12 protein-coding genes, 1 tRNA gene and 1 pseudogene are annotated in these 14,532 nt (G+C 61.1%); 5 read left to right on the top strand and 9 right to left on the bottom strand.

Annotated features, from left to right (window positions below):
- Nucleotides 1-73: 73 nt before the first annotated feature.
- Nucleotides 74-373 (top strand): annotated as a pseudogene (locus WFP06_RS02080) (alpha/beta hydrolase-fold protein); the annotation flags it as partial.
- A 64-nt stretch (nucleotides 374-437) separates the two neighbouring features.
- On the opposite strand, the gene WFP06_RS02075 reads toward WFP06_RS02080, so the two are convergent.
- The 3 genes from WFP06_RS02075 to metX form a co-directional block, all read right to left on the bottom strand.
- Complete coding sequence (locus tag WFP06_RS02075; protein ID WP_336985598.1) at nucleotides 438-1,319, bottom strand: alpha/beta hydrolase; 882 nt, start codon at nucleotides 1,317-1,319, stop codon at nucleotides 438-440.
- Nucleotides 1,320-1,536: 217 nt separating this feature from the next.
- Nucleotides 1,537-2,184, bottom strand: coding sequence for a methionine biosynthesis protein MetW (gene metW, locus WFP06_RS02070; protein WP_336985597.1), 648 nt, complete (start codon nucleotides 2,182-2,184; stop codon nucleotides 1,537-1,539).
- Nucleotides 2,181-3,308 (bottom strand): homoserine O-acetyltransferase MetX, encoded by a 1,128-nt coding sequence (metX, locus tag WFP06_RS02065; RefSeq protein WP_336987602.1) that lies wholly within the window; start codon nucleotides 3,306-3,308, stop codon nucleotides 2,181-2,183. Before metX ends, metW begins: the two co-directional genes overlap by 4 nt.
- Before the next feature lie 73 nt (nucleotides 3,309-3,381).
- Between metX and WFP06_RS02060 the strand changes: the two genes are divergently transcribed.
- Nucleotides 3,382-4,482 (top strand): pyridoxal phosphate-dependent aminotransferase, encoded by a 1,101-nt coding sequence (locus WFP06_RS02060; protein ID WP_336985596.1) that lies wholly within the window; start codon nucleotides 3,382-3,384, stop codon nucleotides 4,480-4,482.
- The gene (locus WFP06_RS02055; protein WP_336985595.1) at nucleotides 4,479-5,381 is read left to right on the top strand and encodes a prephenate/arogenate dehydrogenase family protein; all 903 of its coding nucleotides are present in this window, start codon (nucleotides 4,479-4,481) and stop codon (nucleotides 5,379-5,381) included. The genes WFP06_RS02060 and WFP06_RS02055 overlap by 4 nt, the downstream gene beginning before the upstream one ends.
- Nucleotides 5,382-5,386: 5 nt before the next feature.
- On the opposite strand, the gene WFP06_RS02050 is transcribed toward WFP06_RS02055, so the two are convergent.
- Genes WFP06_RS02050 through ftsE form a run of 4 tightly spaced genes read right to left on the bottom strand, consistent with a single transcriptional unit; the run spans nucleotide 5,387 to nucleotide 8,350 of the window.
- Nucleotides 5,387-6,067 carry a lysophospholipid acyltransferase family protein gene (locus tag WFP06_RS02050; RefSeq protein WP_336985594.1) on the bottom strand — a complete coding sequence of 227 codons (681 nt, stop codon included), beginning with the start codon at nucleotides 6,065-6,067 and terminating at the stop codon, nucleotides 5,387-5,389.
- A 17-nt stretch (nucleotides 6,068-6,084) separates the two neighbouring features.
- Complete coding sequence (locus tag WFP06_RS02045) at nucleotides 6,085-6,612, bottom strand: YdcF family protein (protein ID WP_336985593.1); 528 nt, start codon at nucleotides 6,610-6,612, stop codon at nucleotides 6,085-6,087.
- Complete coding sequence (locus tag WFP06_RS02040) at nucleotides 6,612-7,544, bottom strand: cell division protein FtsX (RefSeq protein ID WP_336985592.1); 933 nt, start codon at nucleotides 7,542-7,544, stop codon at nucleotides 6,612-6,614. The genes WFP06_RS02045 and WFP06_RS02040 overlap by 1 nt, the downstream gene beginning before the upstream one ends.
- Nucleotides 7,541-8,350: a cell division ATP-binding protein FtsE gene (gene ftsE, locus WFP06_RS02035; protein ID WP_336985591.1), complete on the bottom strand. Its 810-nt coding sequence runs from the start codon at nucleotides 8,348-8,350 to the stop codon at nucleotides 7,541-7,543. Before ftsE ends, WFP06_RS02040 begins: the two co-directional genes overlap by 4 nt.
- A 156-nt stretch (nucleotides 8,351-8,506) precedes the next feature.
- Between ftsE and WFP06_RS02030 the strand changes: the two genes are divergently transcribed.
- Nucleotides 8,507-9,352 carry an MJ0042-type zinc finger domain-containing protein gene (locus WFP06_RS02030; RefSeq protein WP_336985590.1) on the top strand — a complete coding sequence of 282 codons (846 nt, stop codon included), beginning with the start codon at nucleotides 8,507-8,509 and terminating at the stop codon, nucleotides 9,350-9,352.
- A gap of 38 nt (nucleotides 9,353-9,390) precedes the next feature.
- Here the strand turns inward: WFP06_RS02030 and WFP06_RS02025 are convergent, their stop codons facing one another.
- Nucleotides 9,391-9,594 carry a hypothetical protein gene (locus WFP06_RS02025; RefSeq protein ID WP_336985589.1) on the bottom strand — a complete coding sequence of 68 codons (204 nt, stop codon included), beginning with the start codon at nucleotides 9,592-9,594 and terminating at the stop codon, nucleotides 9,391-9,393.
- A 199-nt stretch (nucleotides 9,595-9,793) separates the two neighbouring features.
- Between WFP06_RS02025 and WFP06_RS02020 the strand changes: the two genes are divergently transcribed.
- Nucleotides 9,794-9,880, top strand: a tRNA-Leu gene (locus tag WFP06_RS02020).
- A gap of 415 nt (nucleotides 9,881-10,295) precedes the next feature.
- Here WFP06_RS02020 and WFP06_RS02015 read toward each other — a convergent pair.
- Nucleotides 10,296-14,387 (bottom strand): beta strand repeat-containing protein, encoded by a 4,092-nt coding sequence (locus tag WFP06_RS02015; protein ID WP_336985588.1) that lies wholly within the window; start codon nucleotides 14,385-14,387, stop codon nucleotides 10,296-10,298.
- Nucleotides 14,388-14,532 lie beyond the last annotated feature (145 nt).

Raw genomic sequence — 14,532 nt, 5'->3', positions numbered from 1 at the left:
TTTTGCAGGGGCTATCCCATTGTAAAATCCTTTGTCGGACCAAAAGGAGACTGTCCGGTTCCGGTGGTCAAACGGCGAAAAAGCGCTGGGCGGTTATCTTGGGCCGGACCGCGGCACATGGCGCGAATATGATGCTGTCGCACTGATCGAGGACGGCGCACGGACAGACCATTTGCTGGTCGATCAGGGCACTGAAGACGATTTTTTGCACGAACAGCTCAAACCCGGCCTGCTCGCCATCGCCTGCAAGAAAGCCGGCATCCCCGCACACATCCAAATGCAGGAGGGGTATGATCACTCCTATTACTTTATCTCGACCTTTATGCAGAGCCATATGAAGTGGCACGCGGAGCGGCTGCGAAGTGTCCGCTAACGCCCTGAATGCATACCTATTACGGTTCATCCGACTTGCCTGAAAGCGGTCGTCCCCCTTCCGTTCAGTTTTGCCGCCCGGTTTTAGATCCGGCTGTTTGGGCGAACATGACATTCATTGCGGCACGGTAGGCGTTTCCAAGGTCGGCAGCATGTGTCCCACCGGGAATATCGATAAATCTAGTGTCCCATGGGAAATCATCCCGGGCGGCAATTTTGTCGCGCCATTCGAGCGCCGCTCCACGTAAGTAGTCACGATCACGCGAACCTGACGCCACGATCAGATATCCACTTCGCTGCTTCGCAGGTGGCAGGCGATCCATTCCGAATAGGAGCTTGGTATCTGGCTCACGGCCAGGGTTACTGGCGACATGGCCCCAAAACAGGCCCGGCTTCAGCCATGCTGCTTGCAATACCGCGCTGCCTCCACGACTCTGGCCGACCAGGATGCGCCTTTTCGGATTGGTTCTGAACTGATCGTCAATGCGAGGAAGCAGCTCGTTTTCCAGCATCGACAGAAACTGTGGCGCCCCTCCCAGAGTGCCATCATCCATGACGGTGCGAAAGTCTATGTGCCGCATATTTATGCCGGGCTCGAACCCGCCATACGCGATGCCTACAACGACAGCTTCGGGGATTTGATCGTCATAATGCATGAACAAATGCAGTGGCGCGAGCATCGGAAAAGTCGAATCGCCGTCAAGCAAATAGATTACCGGGTAACTTTGATTAGTGTTGTCACCATAACCTTCAGGTAGCCGAATATAGATGTGGTAGTCGCGTCCGACTTCTTTGGAGGACAATACAAAATAGTCACCCCTAAGGGCGGGTAGATGCTCTGTCGATCCAGCGTTGCTGGCATGGGTTTGAGAGATTGCCGGCGAAGCTATTGCAAGCAACCCGAGCGCTGCAAATTGGCCGATTTTCAAAGCGAGGCAGCAGGTCATTCTGTCAGCCTAATCGGATTTACCCCACCAAACCAGACATTTCGCTCCCCACCCCGAAAGCAGTCATTTTCCTACACGCCGCATACCCGCTACAGCGCCCGCGGCTCTTTCAAATCGTGATCTGCCTGTTTTTGCGCGTAACCCGCCCAAGTGTCACCCTGCCGGAATTGCGCTCAAAGCTATGAAATATATCTATAAACCCGGATCGAATTCAGGGTTACAGGGTGTAACTAGTGTAACCCTGGCGCGCTTTTTGGCCGATTTCGAATACGGCATATTCGGCACGCCAGTTAGCTCCGCCGGCGCCGACCGGGCGCTGGTTGGTGAAGAACCAGCGGCGTTCGATAGTGATACCCATTTCTGCCGCGAGTTCTTCGAAATCCGCGACGGTGACATTGTGGATATTCTGCGTTTCGTACCAACTGACCGGCAAGTGCCGCGTCACCGGCATCCGTCCGCCCATCAGCAGCGCCCCCCGCATCCGCCAATAGGCGAAATTGGGGAAACTGACAAAGGCCGTGCGGCCAACGCGCAGCAATTGCGTCAGTATCCGGTCGGGCCGCTCGGCAGTTTGCAGCGTCTGGCTCAGGATCGCATAATCGAACGCGCCGTCGGGATAGAAAGCCAGATCGCGGCCTGCGTCGCCCTGCACCACGCTCAGCCCGCGGGAGACACAGCGTTCGACGCAAACCGGGTCAATCTCGATCCCGCGCGCATCGACCTGTTTTTCATCGCGCAGCGCCGCCATCAGCGCCCCGTCGCCGCAGCCGACATCCAGCGCACGGCTGCCGGGTTCGATATGCGCCAGAATAACCGCGAGATCGGGGCGCAAATTGGCTTGGGAACTGGTCGGGGATGTGCTCACTGGATGAACCCCTTAACCACCCGGTCGAGCGCAGGGACGTCGAGCAGGAAGCTGTCATGGCCGAAGGGCGCGGACAGTTCGACAAAGCTGACCGGCGCACCCGCAGCGTTGAGCGCGTGGACGATGTGGCGGCTTTCAGCGGTGGGATACAGCCAGTCGGTATCGAAGCTGATCAGGCAAAAGCGCGCTTTTGTACCGGCGAAGGCATCGGCCAGCAGGCCCTCCTTACCGTCCTTGGCGTGCTCTTCCGCCAGATCGAAATAATCCATCGCGCGGGTGATATAGAGATAGGAATTGGCATCGAAGCGGCCCGTGAAGGCCAGCCCCTGATGGCGCAAATAGCTTTCGACCTGGAAATCCGCATCGAAGCCGAAGCTTTTCGCGCCCTTTTCACCATTGGCGCGGTCTTGCAGGCGGCGGCCGAACTTTTCGGTCAGCCCTTCTTCCGAAAGATAAGTGATATGCGCCGCCATCCGCGCAACCGACAGGCCGGCATCGGGACCGGCGCCGGTCGCATAATAGTCGCCGCCATTCCACGCAGGGTCAGCCATGATCGCCTGACGCCCGACCTCGTGGAAGGCGATATTCTGCGCCGAATGCCGCGCGGTGGTGGCGATTGCCAGCACCCGTTCCGCTCTGCCGGGAAAGTTCGCTGCCATGCTCAGCGCCTGCATCCCGCCCATCGATCCGCCGACCACAGCGTGAAGTTTTTCAATCCCCAGCGCATCCAGCAGCGCCGCTTGCCCGCGCACCATATCGCGGATTGTGATGACCGGGAAACGCATCGCGTAAGGCTGCCCGTCCTGCGCATTACTGGCAGGGCCGGTGCTGCCCATGCAGCTGCCGATGACATTGGCGCAAATCACGTGGAACTTGTCCGTATCGATCGGCTTGCCGGGGCCGACCATCCGTTCCCACCAGCCGGCTTTGCCCGTAACCGGATGCGCGCTGGCGATATGCTGATCACCCGTCAGCGCATGGCAAACCAGAACCGCATTGCTTCTGTCAGCGGCCAGTTCGCCGTAGGTTTGATAGGCGATGACGGCCCTATCCAGCTCGCGCCCGTTATCCAGCCTGAGCGGGTTTGGCAGCGTGAGATTTTGCAAAGGCGTGGCGGCATTCATTTCGCTGGCGGACTTGGGGTAGGCCAAGCGGGCTGTCAATTGCCCGGGTAACGCGGTATGCGCGCCTCCGATCATGGCAGACCAACCAACCATCAAGCCCTGGATAGCGGGCATCCACGCCTACACACCGGGCAAGTCGCGCGCCGATGACGGGCGCGAGCTGGTGAAATTGTCGGCCAACGAAAACCCTCTGGGAACTTCGCCTGCCGCGCTGGGCGCGCTGAACATGGCGCGCGGCGGTGCGACCTATCCCGATCCCGGCGCCAGCGAACTGCGGACAAAGCTGGGCGAAGTGCACGGCCTCGATCCCGCGCGGATAGTTTGCGGAACGGGTTCGGACGAATTGCTCAATCTGGCTGCACAGGCCTACGCCGGGCCGGGCGACGAAGTGCTTTACGTACGCTATGGTTTTGCTGTGTATGACATTGCCGCGCGCCGCTGCGGTGCGATCCCCGTCGTCGCGCCGGACAGTGATTATGGCACCGATGCCGACGCGTTGCTGACGCTGGTAACCGGCAATACCCGCGTGGTCTTCCTCGCCAATCCCAACAATCCCACCGGCAGTTATATGGACGGGGCCGAAATTGCCGCGCTGCACGCTGCGTTGCCCGAAGATGTGCTGTTCGTGCTCGATCAGGCCTATGCCGAATATCTCACCGCCGACGAGGATGATGGCGGTCTGGCGCTGGCGGCCGCGCATGACAACGTTCTGGTCACGCGCACGTTCTCCAAAATTTACGGCCTTGCGGGGGAGCGGATCGGCTGGGCAACCGGGGCACCGCATATCATCGATGCGCTAAACCGGATCCGCGGGCCGTTCAACGTCACCGTGACGGGTCAGGCAGCGGCAATTGCGGCATTGGGCGATCAGGATTTTGTCCGCAAATCGCGCGAACACAACGCGGCCGAATTGGCGCGGTTTACAAAATCGCTTGCCGCGCTTGGCAATTACGGCATCCGTCCTTTGCCAAGCAAGGCCAACTTCGTGCTGATCCTGTTCGAAGGCGGATTGACCGCAGAGGCCGCAATGCAAGGACTCGCGAGCCGCGGGTACGCGACCCGCTGGCTGCCTGGTCAGGGCCTGCCAAACGGACTGCGGATTACCATCGGCTCCGCGGGCCAGATGGATGAAATTGCGCTCGCGCTGCGCGAAATGGCGAAACAGGCACAATGACCATCGACAGGGTTGCCATCATCGGCCTTGGCTTGCTCGGCGGCTCGCTTGGACTTGCGATCAGCGACCGTCTGCCCGCTGCGGTCACGGCCGGCTATGACAGCGATCCCGCCGTACGCAGCCGTGCCGCCGAACTGGGACTGGTGGGGCAAGTCGCGCCATCCGCCGGAGAGGCTGTAACGGGCGCCGATCTGGTTATCCTGTGCGTGCCCGTCGGCGCGATGGGGGCTGCGGCGAAAGAGCTTGGACCCTGGATCAAGCCCGGCGCAATCATCAGCGATGTTGGTTCGTCCAAAGCTGCGGTTGCCAAGGCGCTGGCCGAAGCGCTCCCCTCCGCGACAGTCATCCCCGCGCACCCCGTGGCCGGCACGGAACGAAGCGGACCCGATGCCGGGTTCGCCACCTTGTTTGACGGTCGCTGGTGTATTTTGACGCCCCCCGAAAATGCCTGCGAAAGCGCGGTCGAAGATCTTCGCGGCTTCTGGGAAGCGTTGGGCTCCACTGTCGAGATAATGGAACCCGCGCATCACGATCTGGTGTTGGCGGTTACCAGCCATATTCCGCACCTGATCGCCTATACGATTGTCGGTACGGCCTCCGACCTCGAAGACGTTACGCAGGGTGAAGTGATTAAATATTCAGCGGGCGGGTTCAGGGATTTCACCCGGATTGCGGCGTCTGATCCGACCATGTGGCGCGATGTATTTCTCTCCAATCGCGAAGCAGTGCTGGAGGTGCTGGGACGGTTTTCGGAAGATCTGACCGCTTTGCAACGCGCGATCCGGTCTGGCGACGGGGACACATTATTCGATCTGTTCACCCGCACGCGCGATATCCGCCGGTCGATCATCGACATGGGACAGGATGATGCGGCCCCGGATTTCGGGCGCGAACATTAGAAAGGTTATTGATCAGGCCCGTTCAGCGCATTGATCGCCTCGTGCACCATACGCTCGGCCTCCGCACGCGGCAGGCCGGGCTGGATGGGTTTGCCGAACCGGATGGTAATCGTGCCTGATCGCTTCAGAAACCGGTGATATAGCGGCCCGCTGTTGACTGCCACCGGGATCACCTGAACGCCGATCATCTTGTACAGGCCGGCAAACCCTGCCTGCAAATCGGGCCGCTCACCATGCGGCACGCGGGTTCCTTCGGGGAAAATAACCATCGGCCTGCCATCTCTTGCAAATCGCTTGGCCTGCTTGATCATCCGGCGAAGCATCACGGCGCCCTGATCGCGCGCGACTGCGACAGAACCATAGGCATTTGCGACCCGTCTCCAGCCGGGGATGCGGTATAGTTCTTCCTTGGCAAAGGGGACCGGACCGTCAAAGACATGGGGCAGGTCGATCGCTTCGAAGAAACTTTCGTGTTTGATCGCATACAGCGCGGCGCCTTCGACCGGGCCGCCTTCCTGCACCACCTTTATGCCCAGCAGCCGGCGGCAACACCAGCGGTGCCAGTCCGACCATGTATCAGCCGCCCGGCGGGCAATATCGGGATGAATGAAACTGCCGAGTGCGCCGCCCAATACCATCACGGCAGCGGCAGCATAAAAGATCAGGTAAAAGGCAATGTTACGCACAATAGTAACGCAGGTGTTCATTCTGGCCACAACCGTGAAATCTTGCTGACAATGTATTTGTTATATTCAAGGAACAAGGTTTTGAAAGACGGTTCGGTCTGCACCGCATCCTCGATCATCGTGACACCTTCCGGCAAGGCGTCGCCAAACTCTCCCGCCGCACGCCGCATATGCCAGTCTGATGTGACAATGCGCACGGTCTTGGCATCTTTTGAATTGAGCCAGGCTGCCGCTTCCAATGCGTTGGTGTGCGTGTCAACTGCAGCAAATCCCAGCGTCACGCAGCAATCCATTCGTTGCATCGAAACATCATATTCGGCCGCGAATTCGCCGGGCTTCACTTCCGGATCGACACCTGTGACGAGCAGAACCGGGGCAACCTTGTTCTCGACCAGATCCAGACCGCGCGCGATCCTGCCTTGTCCGCCGGTCGGGACCACGATTGCATCGGTTGTTTCATTGCCCAGCGGCGTTGGCAAGGCGACCACGAACCAGATGTAGCCAAGCACCCAGACAACCAGAGGAAAGGCAATCAATCTACGCATCAAAGCATCCCTCGCAGTGCAGACATCACTGTGACGCGGGCCGTGAGGATCGCCAGAAAGACGCCGGCAACCGGAATCGCCGCGATCGCCGCCCAGTCTGTCAATCCCAGTCCTCCGCCCGCTACCATTCCGGAACCCAGTGCCGCAAACCGCCCGCCTAGTAACAAGATCGCCGCAAGTCCAAGCCCAAGGCCAATCGCGCCGCCGATAACCGCATCATAAGCGATCGAGCGCTGGAATATCCGCGCTATCTGTTTGTCCGTACCGCCAAGCAGATGGACGATTTCTATCGTCTCGCGGTTGCCCCCGAACGCGCTGCGCGATGCAAGCCAGACCGCCGCTGCGCTGGTCAGGGCCAACAACACAACCAGCCCCGCTGCCAGCCATTGCATCGACGCGATAGCGTCAAAAACCGGCCGCAGCCAATTCGCCTGCGCATCGACCCTTGCGGCAGGCGCACCTTCGACCAGTGCCGCCCTGATCAGTTGAATTCGCCGGGGCGTCGCGGGGCCCGACAGCCTGACATCGATCAGCGCGGGCACCGGCACTGCATCATTATCCAGCCCTGCGCCCAGCCACGGTTCCAGCAATTCGTTCAGCTCTGCTTCCGGCACCAGCCGGACTGATGCAACACCGTCCAGCGCCAGCAAACTTTCTACTGCAGACGCCGCCTGGCGGTCGCGCGCGGCGCGGTTCGCTTCCAGAACCTGGACCGTGGCGCCGCCCGACAATTCGGCTCTCGCGGCATCGGCCAGATTGTTCAGCGCCAGTCCGCCTGCGGCTGACATCACGGTCAAGGCGATCATGATTGCGATAACCCATGGCATCGGACCGCCAAGCCGGGTCTGCGGAACAAGCTGCGACGCACGTTTCCCCCGAAAACCGGCCAATCCACGGGCCACTGCGCGGCCAAAGACGGGTGGTTTCTTCATTTTTCGCCCCGGCCCTGTTCGCTCCGGCCCTGATCTGACCGGCCGTGATCTGACCGGCCCTTATCTGACCGGCCCTTATCTGACCGGCGGGCATTATCACGCTTGGGCGGATAACGGAGCATCCCGGTGGGATCGGACAGCCGCCCCTTATCAAGCCGCATTATCATCGAATCGGGCACTTTCTTGAGCAAGTGCACATCGTGGGTTGCGACCACCACCGTAGTGCCCAGCCGGTTGAGCGCTTCGAACAAGCGGAGCAATTTGAGCGCCATGTCAGGATCGACGTTGCCCGTCGGTTCATCAGCGACGAGCAATTCCGGCCGCCCGATCACCGCGCGCGCGATCGCCACGCGCTGCTGTTCTCCCCCCGACAAAGTCGCCGGCCTTGCGTCTGATCGCTGCGACAGCCCCACCCAGTCGAGCATATCGGCGACAGGTTTGCGCAAGTCGGCCTCGGGAACGCCGGAAACACGCAAGGGCAGTGCCACATTGTCGAACGCCGACAGATGTTCCACCAGTCTGAAATCCTGAAACACGACCCCGAGGCGCCGCCTGAACCCGGGCAAGCGCGTGCGCGGCATTGTAATTATCTCGGTACCGAACATCCGGATCATCCCGCGCGACGGGCGCTGCGCGAGATACAGCAGCCGTAATAACGATGTCTTGCCAGCGCCGCTGGCACCCGTCAGGAAATAGAAACTGCCCGGATATAATGTAAAAGACACATCGCTAAGGATTTCCTTGCCGGAGCCATAGCGCAGCCCGACATTGTCGAACTGGACAACATTGTCATCTTGATTGCTCACACCGGCAACCAAGCCAATTTATTGGGGGCACGCAAATAATACATCTGGTTGCAGCCTATAGACGCGCTGCGATGTGGAAAAAAGCCATTACGGGGCACTGGTCACCGTCGTGAAACCTTGTTGCGATTCCATGACACGCCTAAGGTCGCTTCTGATATGATTATTGCATGCCCCGCCTGTACCACCCGTTATGTGGTGCCCGACAGTGCCATCGGGGTCGATGGGCGCACCGTGCGCTGCGCAAAATGCAGGCATAGCTGGTTCCAGGATGGCGAGCCGGTCGAATTGCCGCCGGAGCGGCAAGTAGCGGCTGCGGAGCCTTCGCCGGCGGTGCCAAGTCCGGCTGGGGCCCCGCCGCCAGAGACGCGGAATCCCGGGACAGATCCGGCTGAACATCAGCCCGAGGAAGAAACCCGGCCGGCACCCTTCGGCGAACAACCGTCCGATGCGCCGCCGATTGCAGACCCCGTCACGCCGCCGCCCGAAGCAGATACCGCCTATCAGGAAACCCCGACGCAGTACGGCTACGATGACCAGGTATCGCATTTCGACGCAGCGCCGCCGTTCCGTGCGCGGCGCAATCCGCTCAAACTGTGGACCGCTTCCGCAGCCATATTCGCGGCAATCGCACTGGGAACGATCGGGGCTGTCAGTTACTGGGGTCTGCCCGATTGGGTGCCGATCAGCCGCCCGACCTTCGCCGCGGAAAACCCGGACCTGGTGCTCGATTTTCCAGGCGACAAGCAGGACCGCAGGACTTTGCCAAACGGCACGGAATTTTTCGGAGCCAGTGGGACGGTCACCAATGTCGGCAGGGAATCGCGCAACCTTCCCTCGATCCTGATTGTCTTGCGCGACGGACGCGAACGGATTGTTTACAGCTGGGAAGTCGCGCCGCCCCAGGCAAGCCTGGCGCCTGGCGAAACGGTCACCATCAACGAAGCAGTTACAGACGTACCGCGCTCGGCCAAATTCGCGGATATCGGCTGGAAACCGTCCTGAAAAAGCCGCGCGGTTCGGCGCTTCAATTCAAAACAAATTCACAAAAACTCGATAAGGATCGTGCCTTCGGCGGATGTGCGAACCTTGATGCGTTCGCCCGGACTCCGGCCCGCTTCGGAAAAGCGGATCGCTTCCGCTCTCAGGATTTGAACACGGGCCTGCGCGGCGGCAGTCGGCGAGGGTTGCGCGTCATCAGCAACAATCGGTCCGGTAGCAAGGATCAGGGCGGCAGCCAGGCTCATACCCAATCCTTACCGCCGCATTTACCAGTTTCTCAAGCAGTGCATTAACCCCGTCCCCAAGCGGGACAAGTGCCCGCCCCATCCGTTAATTATCGCAATCGGCCATCCTGAAGACAGATACGCTTGCGGACCCCCGAACCCTTTGCTAGTGGCGCGCTCCTACCCCGCAGGGACGCGCAGTTCGCTCCCTGACTTGAGTGCGGTCGTGGCGGAACTGGTAGACGCGCAACGTTGAGGTCGTTGTGGCCGAAAGGCCGTGGAAGTTCGAGTCTTCTCGACCGCACCAAACAGTCCTGAGTGGACTTCAGAATATCGCTAGATGACAGGCCGCTGCCCTGAGGCGCCCAGTTCCGCGGCGCTTTGGGCGTTACGCAAATTCCACTGCAGTCGGAGACTGCTGCTCGACCATCGAGAAATTGCTCCGATTATCGAGAGATGTCTCGGCGGTCTCAGTCACTGACTGCAATCGACAAACCGAGCTCGAAGTTAATGACCGCTTTGCGCCCCAATCGCGGCCATTCCTAGGCCTAAGGATTTAAACCAAAAGCAGCCGCTCTGGACCAACCCCGCGTGATGCCAATCCATACTTGATGGATAAGCGGGCGGCCTAAAGCACTAGTCTCAGCTAACCAGTATCGGCGGCCACCGCTTGCAGAGCGGCGGCCTCGAAGAGCTTCGAGGCCGCCAAAGATCATTCAGTGTCAGAACCCGAATGTAACGCCCATGCGACCGGTCGTAGATTCTTTTGTCGTCGCTGTGGCAACCCCGGCAGAGAGATACACGTTGTCTGAAACCTTGCCGATAATCGAACTGGAAAACCCCCGTTCGCCTTGATAGGTCGACAAGTTGAAAGACATCGAAATGTCCTTGTCGGGTACGATCGCAGCTCCTCCGATAGCGACTGCCGCAGCAATGCCACCATTGATTCGCTCAAGCCGCTGCGTAACGAACCCCATTGTCGATTCGAGATTTCCGACACGGCCGTTAAGTCCCTGGATCATACCTATGTTCAGATTGCTGGTACCCAGATTGCCCGCCACATCGGTCGTTACCAGGCTGACGGCTCCGGATTGCGCGGCCTGACTGGCAGCGCTGGTGATGCCACGCATTTGGTAGGTCGAACTCCCGCTTCCCAAGGCCACCAGATTGTCCCGGTTCGCCACTGCATTCGGGCCAATGGCAATAGCCCCGTTTCCGTTGGCGACAGCGCCGTCACCTAGTGCCACGGCACCACGGCCAATCGCCGAATTGTTGTTGCCGATCGCTACTGCACCGGTGCCCGTAGCCGTGTTGTCCGCTCCCATCGCGACGGCTCCGGTCCCGGTGGCCCGGTTGGGATCGCCAATGGCGACGGCCCCATTGCCAGAGGCGACGTTGCCGGCGCCGATCGAAACCGACTTTCCGTTGATCGCCTGTGCGCCGAAGCCCATGGCGACAGACTGGTCACCGCTCGCCACGGTGTTACCGCCGATGGCAACGGCATCGACGCCTGTCGCGCTGGCCGGGGCGCCGGTGCTGTTTACATCGAAATAAGCGAGTTCCGCCTTATTGGTATCTGCCGTGGCCTGCGCAAGTGCAGCATTGGTTATTGCCGTGTTCGCCGTCGCTTGAGCGGTTGCAGCGTTTGCCAGCGCCCTGATGGCATCACCTTGCGCTTGGAACGCCTCGGTACGGGCAGTATCCGCCGTAGTCTGGGCTGTATCCGCATTAGCGAAAGCAGCGTCGGCGCGCTGTTGCGCCGCCGCCGAGCCCGCCCCCGCCTGATCGGCCGCCGCCAGCGCGTTAGCCGCTTCGTCGCGGGCCTGGTTGGCCGTTGCCTGAGCGAGCGCGGCATTGTCGAAGGCGTTGTTGGCGCGCGATTGCGCCGTAGCTGCTTCGGTGCGTGCGGTGTTGGCGGTGAACTGGGCCTGCGCCGCGTCGTTGATTGCCCGATCGGCGCTCGCCTGCGCGGATGCCGCTTCGGTTCGGGCGGTGTTGGCGGTGGTCTGGGCCGAAGCCGCCTCGGTCCGTGCCGTATTGGCGGTGCTCTGGGCTCCAGCGGCTTCGGAACGTGCCGTGTTAGCACTCGCCTGCGCGGTTGCAGCCTCCGTTCTGGCAGTGTCGGCGGTGCCTTGCGCATTGTTAGCGCTCGCCTGCGCGGTGGCAGCCTCCGTTCTAGCAGTGTCGGCGGTGCTTTGTGCGTTCGTGGCGCTGATCGATACCGCGTTAAGCTGCGCGAGATTCACGGCATCCGTATTCTGCGTGCCGGCGGCGACATTAGCGATCTGGCGCTGGGCGGTGGCCGTACCGACCGACACGCTGTTCGCGCGATCGGCGACAGAACCCTGACCCAGTGCGACGCTGTTCGTAGCGGTTGCCCGTGCGGCTTGCCCGTAAGCTGATGAAAAGTCACCGGTTGCTTCCGCGAGATAGCCGGTGGCTACGGCGTTAACACCGCTTGCCTGCACCTCGGACCCGATCGCGGTAGAGTTAATGCCGGTGGCGGCAGCACTCCGGCCAACTGCCGTGGTGTTGTTGGTGCTGGCCACTGCAGCGGATCCGATTGCAGTGCCCTGGAATCCGCCCGCCTGGCTGGCAGTTCCGATCGCGGTGCTATCGATGCCGGTCGCCTGGCTGCTGTTGCCGACGGCCGTTGAATTGGTGTTCGAAGCGACCGAGAATTCGCCCAGCGCGCTCGAATTGGTACCCGTGGCCATCGCATCGACGCCAAAGGCGGCGGAGCCCGCGCCGGTCGCCATCGCGCCCGCGCCAACAGCGGTCGATCCGCTGGCGATCGCGCCGAAGCCGACCGCCGTGGCGCGCTCGCTGGTGGCCTGCGCATTGTCGCCGATCGCGGTCGTGCCATTCTCGCTGGCAACCGCTCCATCGCCATAAGCGGCGCTGTTGGTGCCCGTGCCGTCGTCTTCCGACGCAGCGGCAGCCGCGTCGGCGGATGCCTGTGCGGCGGCTGCCTCAGTGCGTGCCTGATCGGCAGTTCCCTGCGCGTTGTTTGCGGTAGTCTGTGCCGACGCGGCCTCGGTCCGCGCGGTGTCGGCGGTGTTTTGCGCGTTGCTGGCGCTGGTTGATACCACGTTGAGCTGATCGAGATTCACCGCATCGGTTCCGACGGTACCGGCAGCGACATGGATGATCTGGCGCTCGTCTGACTCATCGCCAACAGAAACAACATTATCGCGATTGGTGGTCGAACGCTGTCCCAACGCTACGCTGTTGGCATTACTTGCGACCGCAGTGTGGCCGATCGCAACGCTTCCGAGGTTCGAAGCTATACTGCGTGCGCCGATTGCCATCGATTCTATTCCGCTGGCGTTGGCCAAGACGCCGGTGGCGACCGATTCATTGCCGGCTGCTACCGCGTTGGAACCCGTGGCAGTCGACGAAACCCCGCTCGCCCTACTTGCCACGCCCGTGGCCGTGCCATTGGTATTGCTAGCGGCACTGTAGGCGCCGGTTGCGGTCGAATTATTTGCTGTTGCCCTGGCTCCCCTGCCCGTTGCGGTGCTGTTCGCACCGGTCGCCTGGCTATCTTGACCGTACGCCGTGCTGGAATCGCCACTCGCGACGGCCCCATCGCCGCCAGCGAGCGAGTCGGCACCCGTTGCCGATGGAGCGGGCAGCGCCGAAGTGTTGTTGCTCACCACCAGCCCGCCGCCGGACGCGGCTAGCGCAGCGTTGAGCTGCGCGAGGTTGACCGCATCGGTATCGAGCGTGCCCACCGTGACATTGGCGATCCGGCGGGTAAATCCGGCCGTATCGTCCGATGTATCGCCGGGCGTGCCGCCGTCATCGAAAGCGCGGCCCACCGAAACTTCAAAATCGGAGACGGTTGTGGAAGACGCGCCCAACGCCACGCCGTATGCGTTGTTTGTTTCAGCGTCAGATCCAATAGCAACAGAATCGGCGGCAGCAGCTTCTGAACTGAATCCCAGCGCTAGAGAGCGGTCACCCGAAGCATTTGCGATAGTGCCTATGGCTACAGAGGAAATTCCTGATGACTGGGCTGAAGTACCGATTGCAAATGCGGCGTTGCCTGTGGCTAGCGCCCCTGCTCCGATGGCATATGAGAAGTCTTCGGCAGCCGAAGCACTATCGCCGATAGCGGTCGCACCAGTTCCGGCGGCATTTGCATTCCCCCCGATCGCAATTGCATCACTCCCCGTCGCGCTTGCGGCCGGACCAGTGGAACTGGCGACGAAATACGGCGCACTCGCGAAGGTCGATCCGCCGCTCACGCCCGCGATGGCGGTATTGAGCTGCGCGAGGTTGACGGCGTCGAAATCTTGCGTGCCGGCAGCGACATTAGTTATCTGGCGCTGGAAGGCGGAGTTGCCGACAGAAACGGTGTTGTCGCGGTCGGTTGCCGACCCGCTACCCAAAGCGACGCTTCTAAAATGGGAAGCCTGCGAGAATGCGCCAATAGCACTCCCGGCGCTCCCGGTTGCAATTGCTGATACGCCAATAGCTGTAGATTGAGGTCCTCCGGCGGTAGCAGACCTGCCAACAGCGGTGGCGAGATCACCATTTGCAGAAGACAGCGCGCCGATCGCGGTAGCGCGAAAGCCTCTTGCCTCCGCTGCTACCCCGCAGGCCAGTGCTTCGTCGTCCGCGGCGTTGGCGCCCGGATCATTGGCCGAAGTGCTCGCCCCGCCGTCGGTATCAAAGGTATCGCTGCGCCCGCTACCATTGGTATCGAGCAGGCAGGTTTCCGCCTGCGCCGGGCTGGTCATCGCGATGGCCGCCGCGCTGGTGGCGAGCAGGAAAGAGGCGCGAAGCGCGGTGCGTGAGGTGTTCATTTGGCAACTCCTAGAAGGATAATGAACGGATTTGGCCGCGCTACTTCCGGTGCCGCGACCGGATGAATCCGGCCGGCACCGTTCCGCACTGGACCGCACCCGTAAACAACTGATCATGCCTGTGAAATGGCGACCCACCCCTCAA

The sequence above is a fragment of the Altererythrobacter aquiaggeris genome (assembly GCF_037154015.1).
Lineage (GTDB): Bacteria > Pseudomonadota > Alphaproteobacteria > Sphingomonadales > Sphingomonadaceae > Aestuarierythrobacter > Aestuarierythrobacter aquiaggeris.
This window is presented reverse-complemented; position numbering and strand designations above follow the sequence as displayed.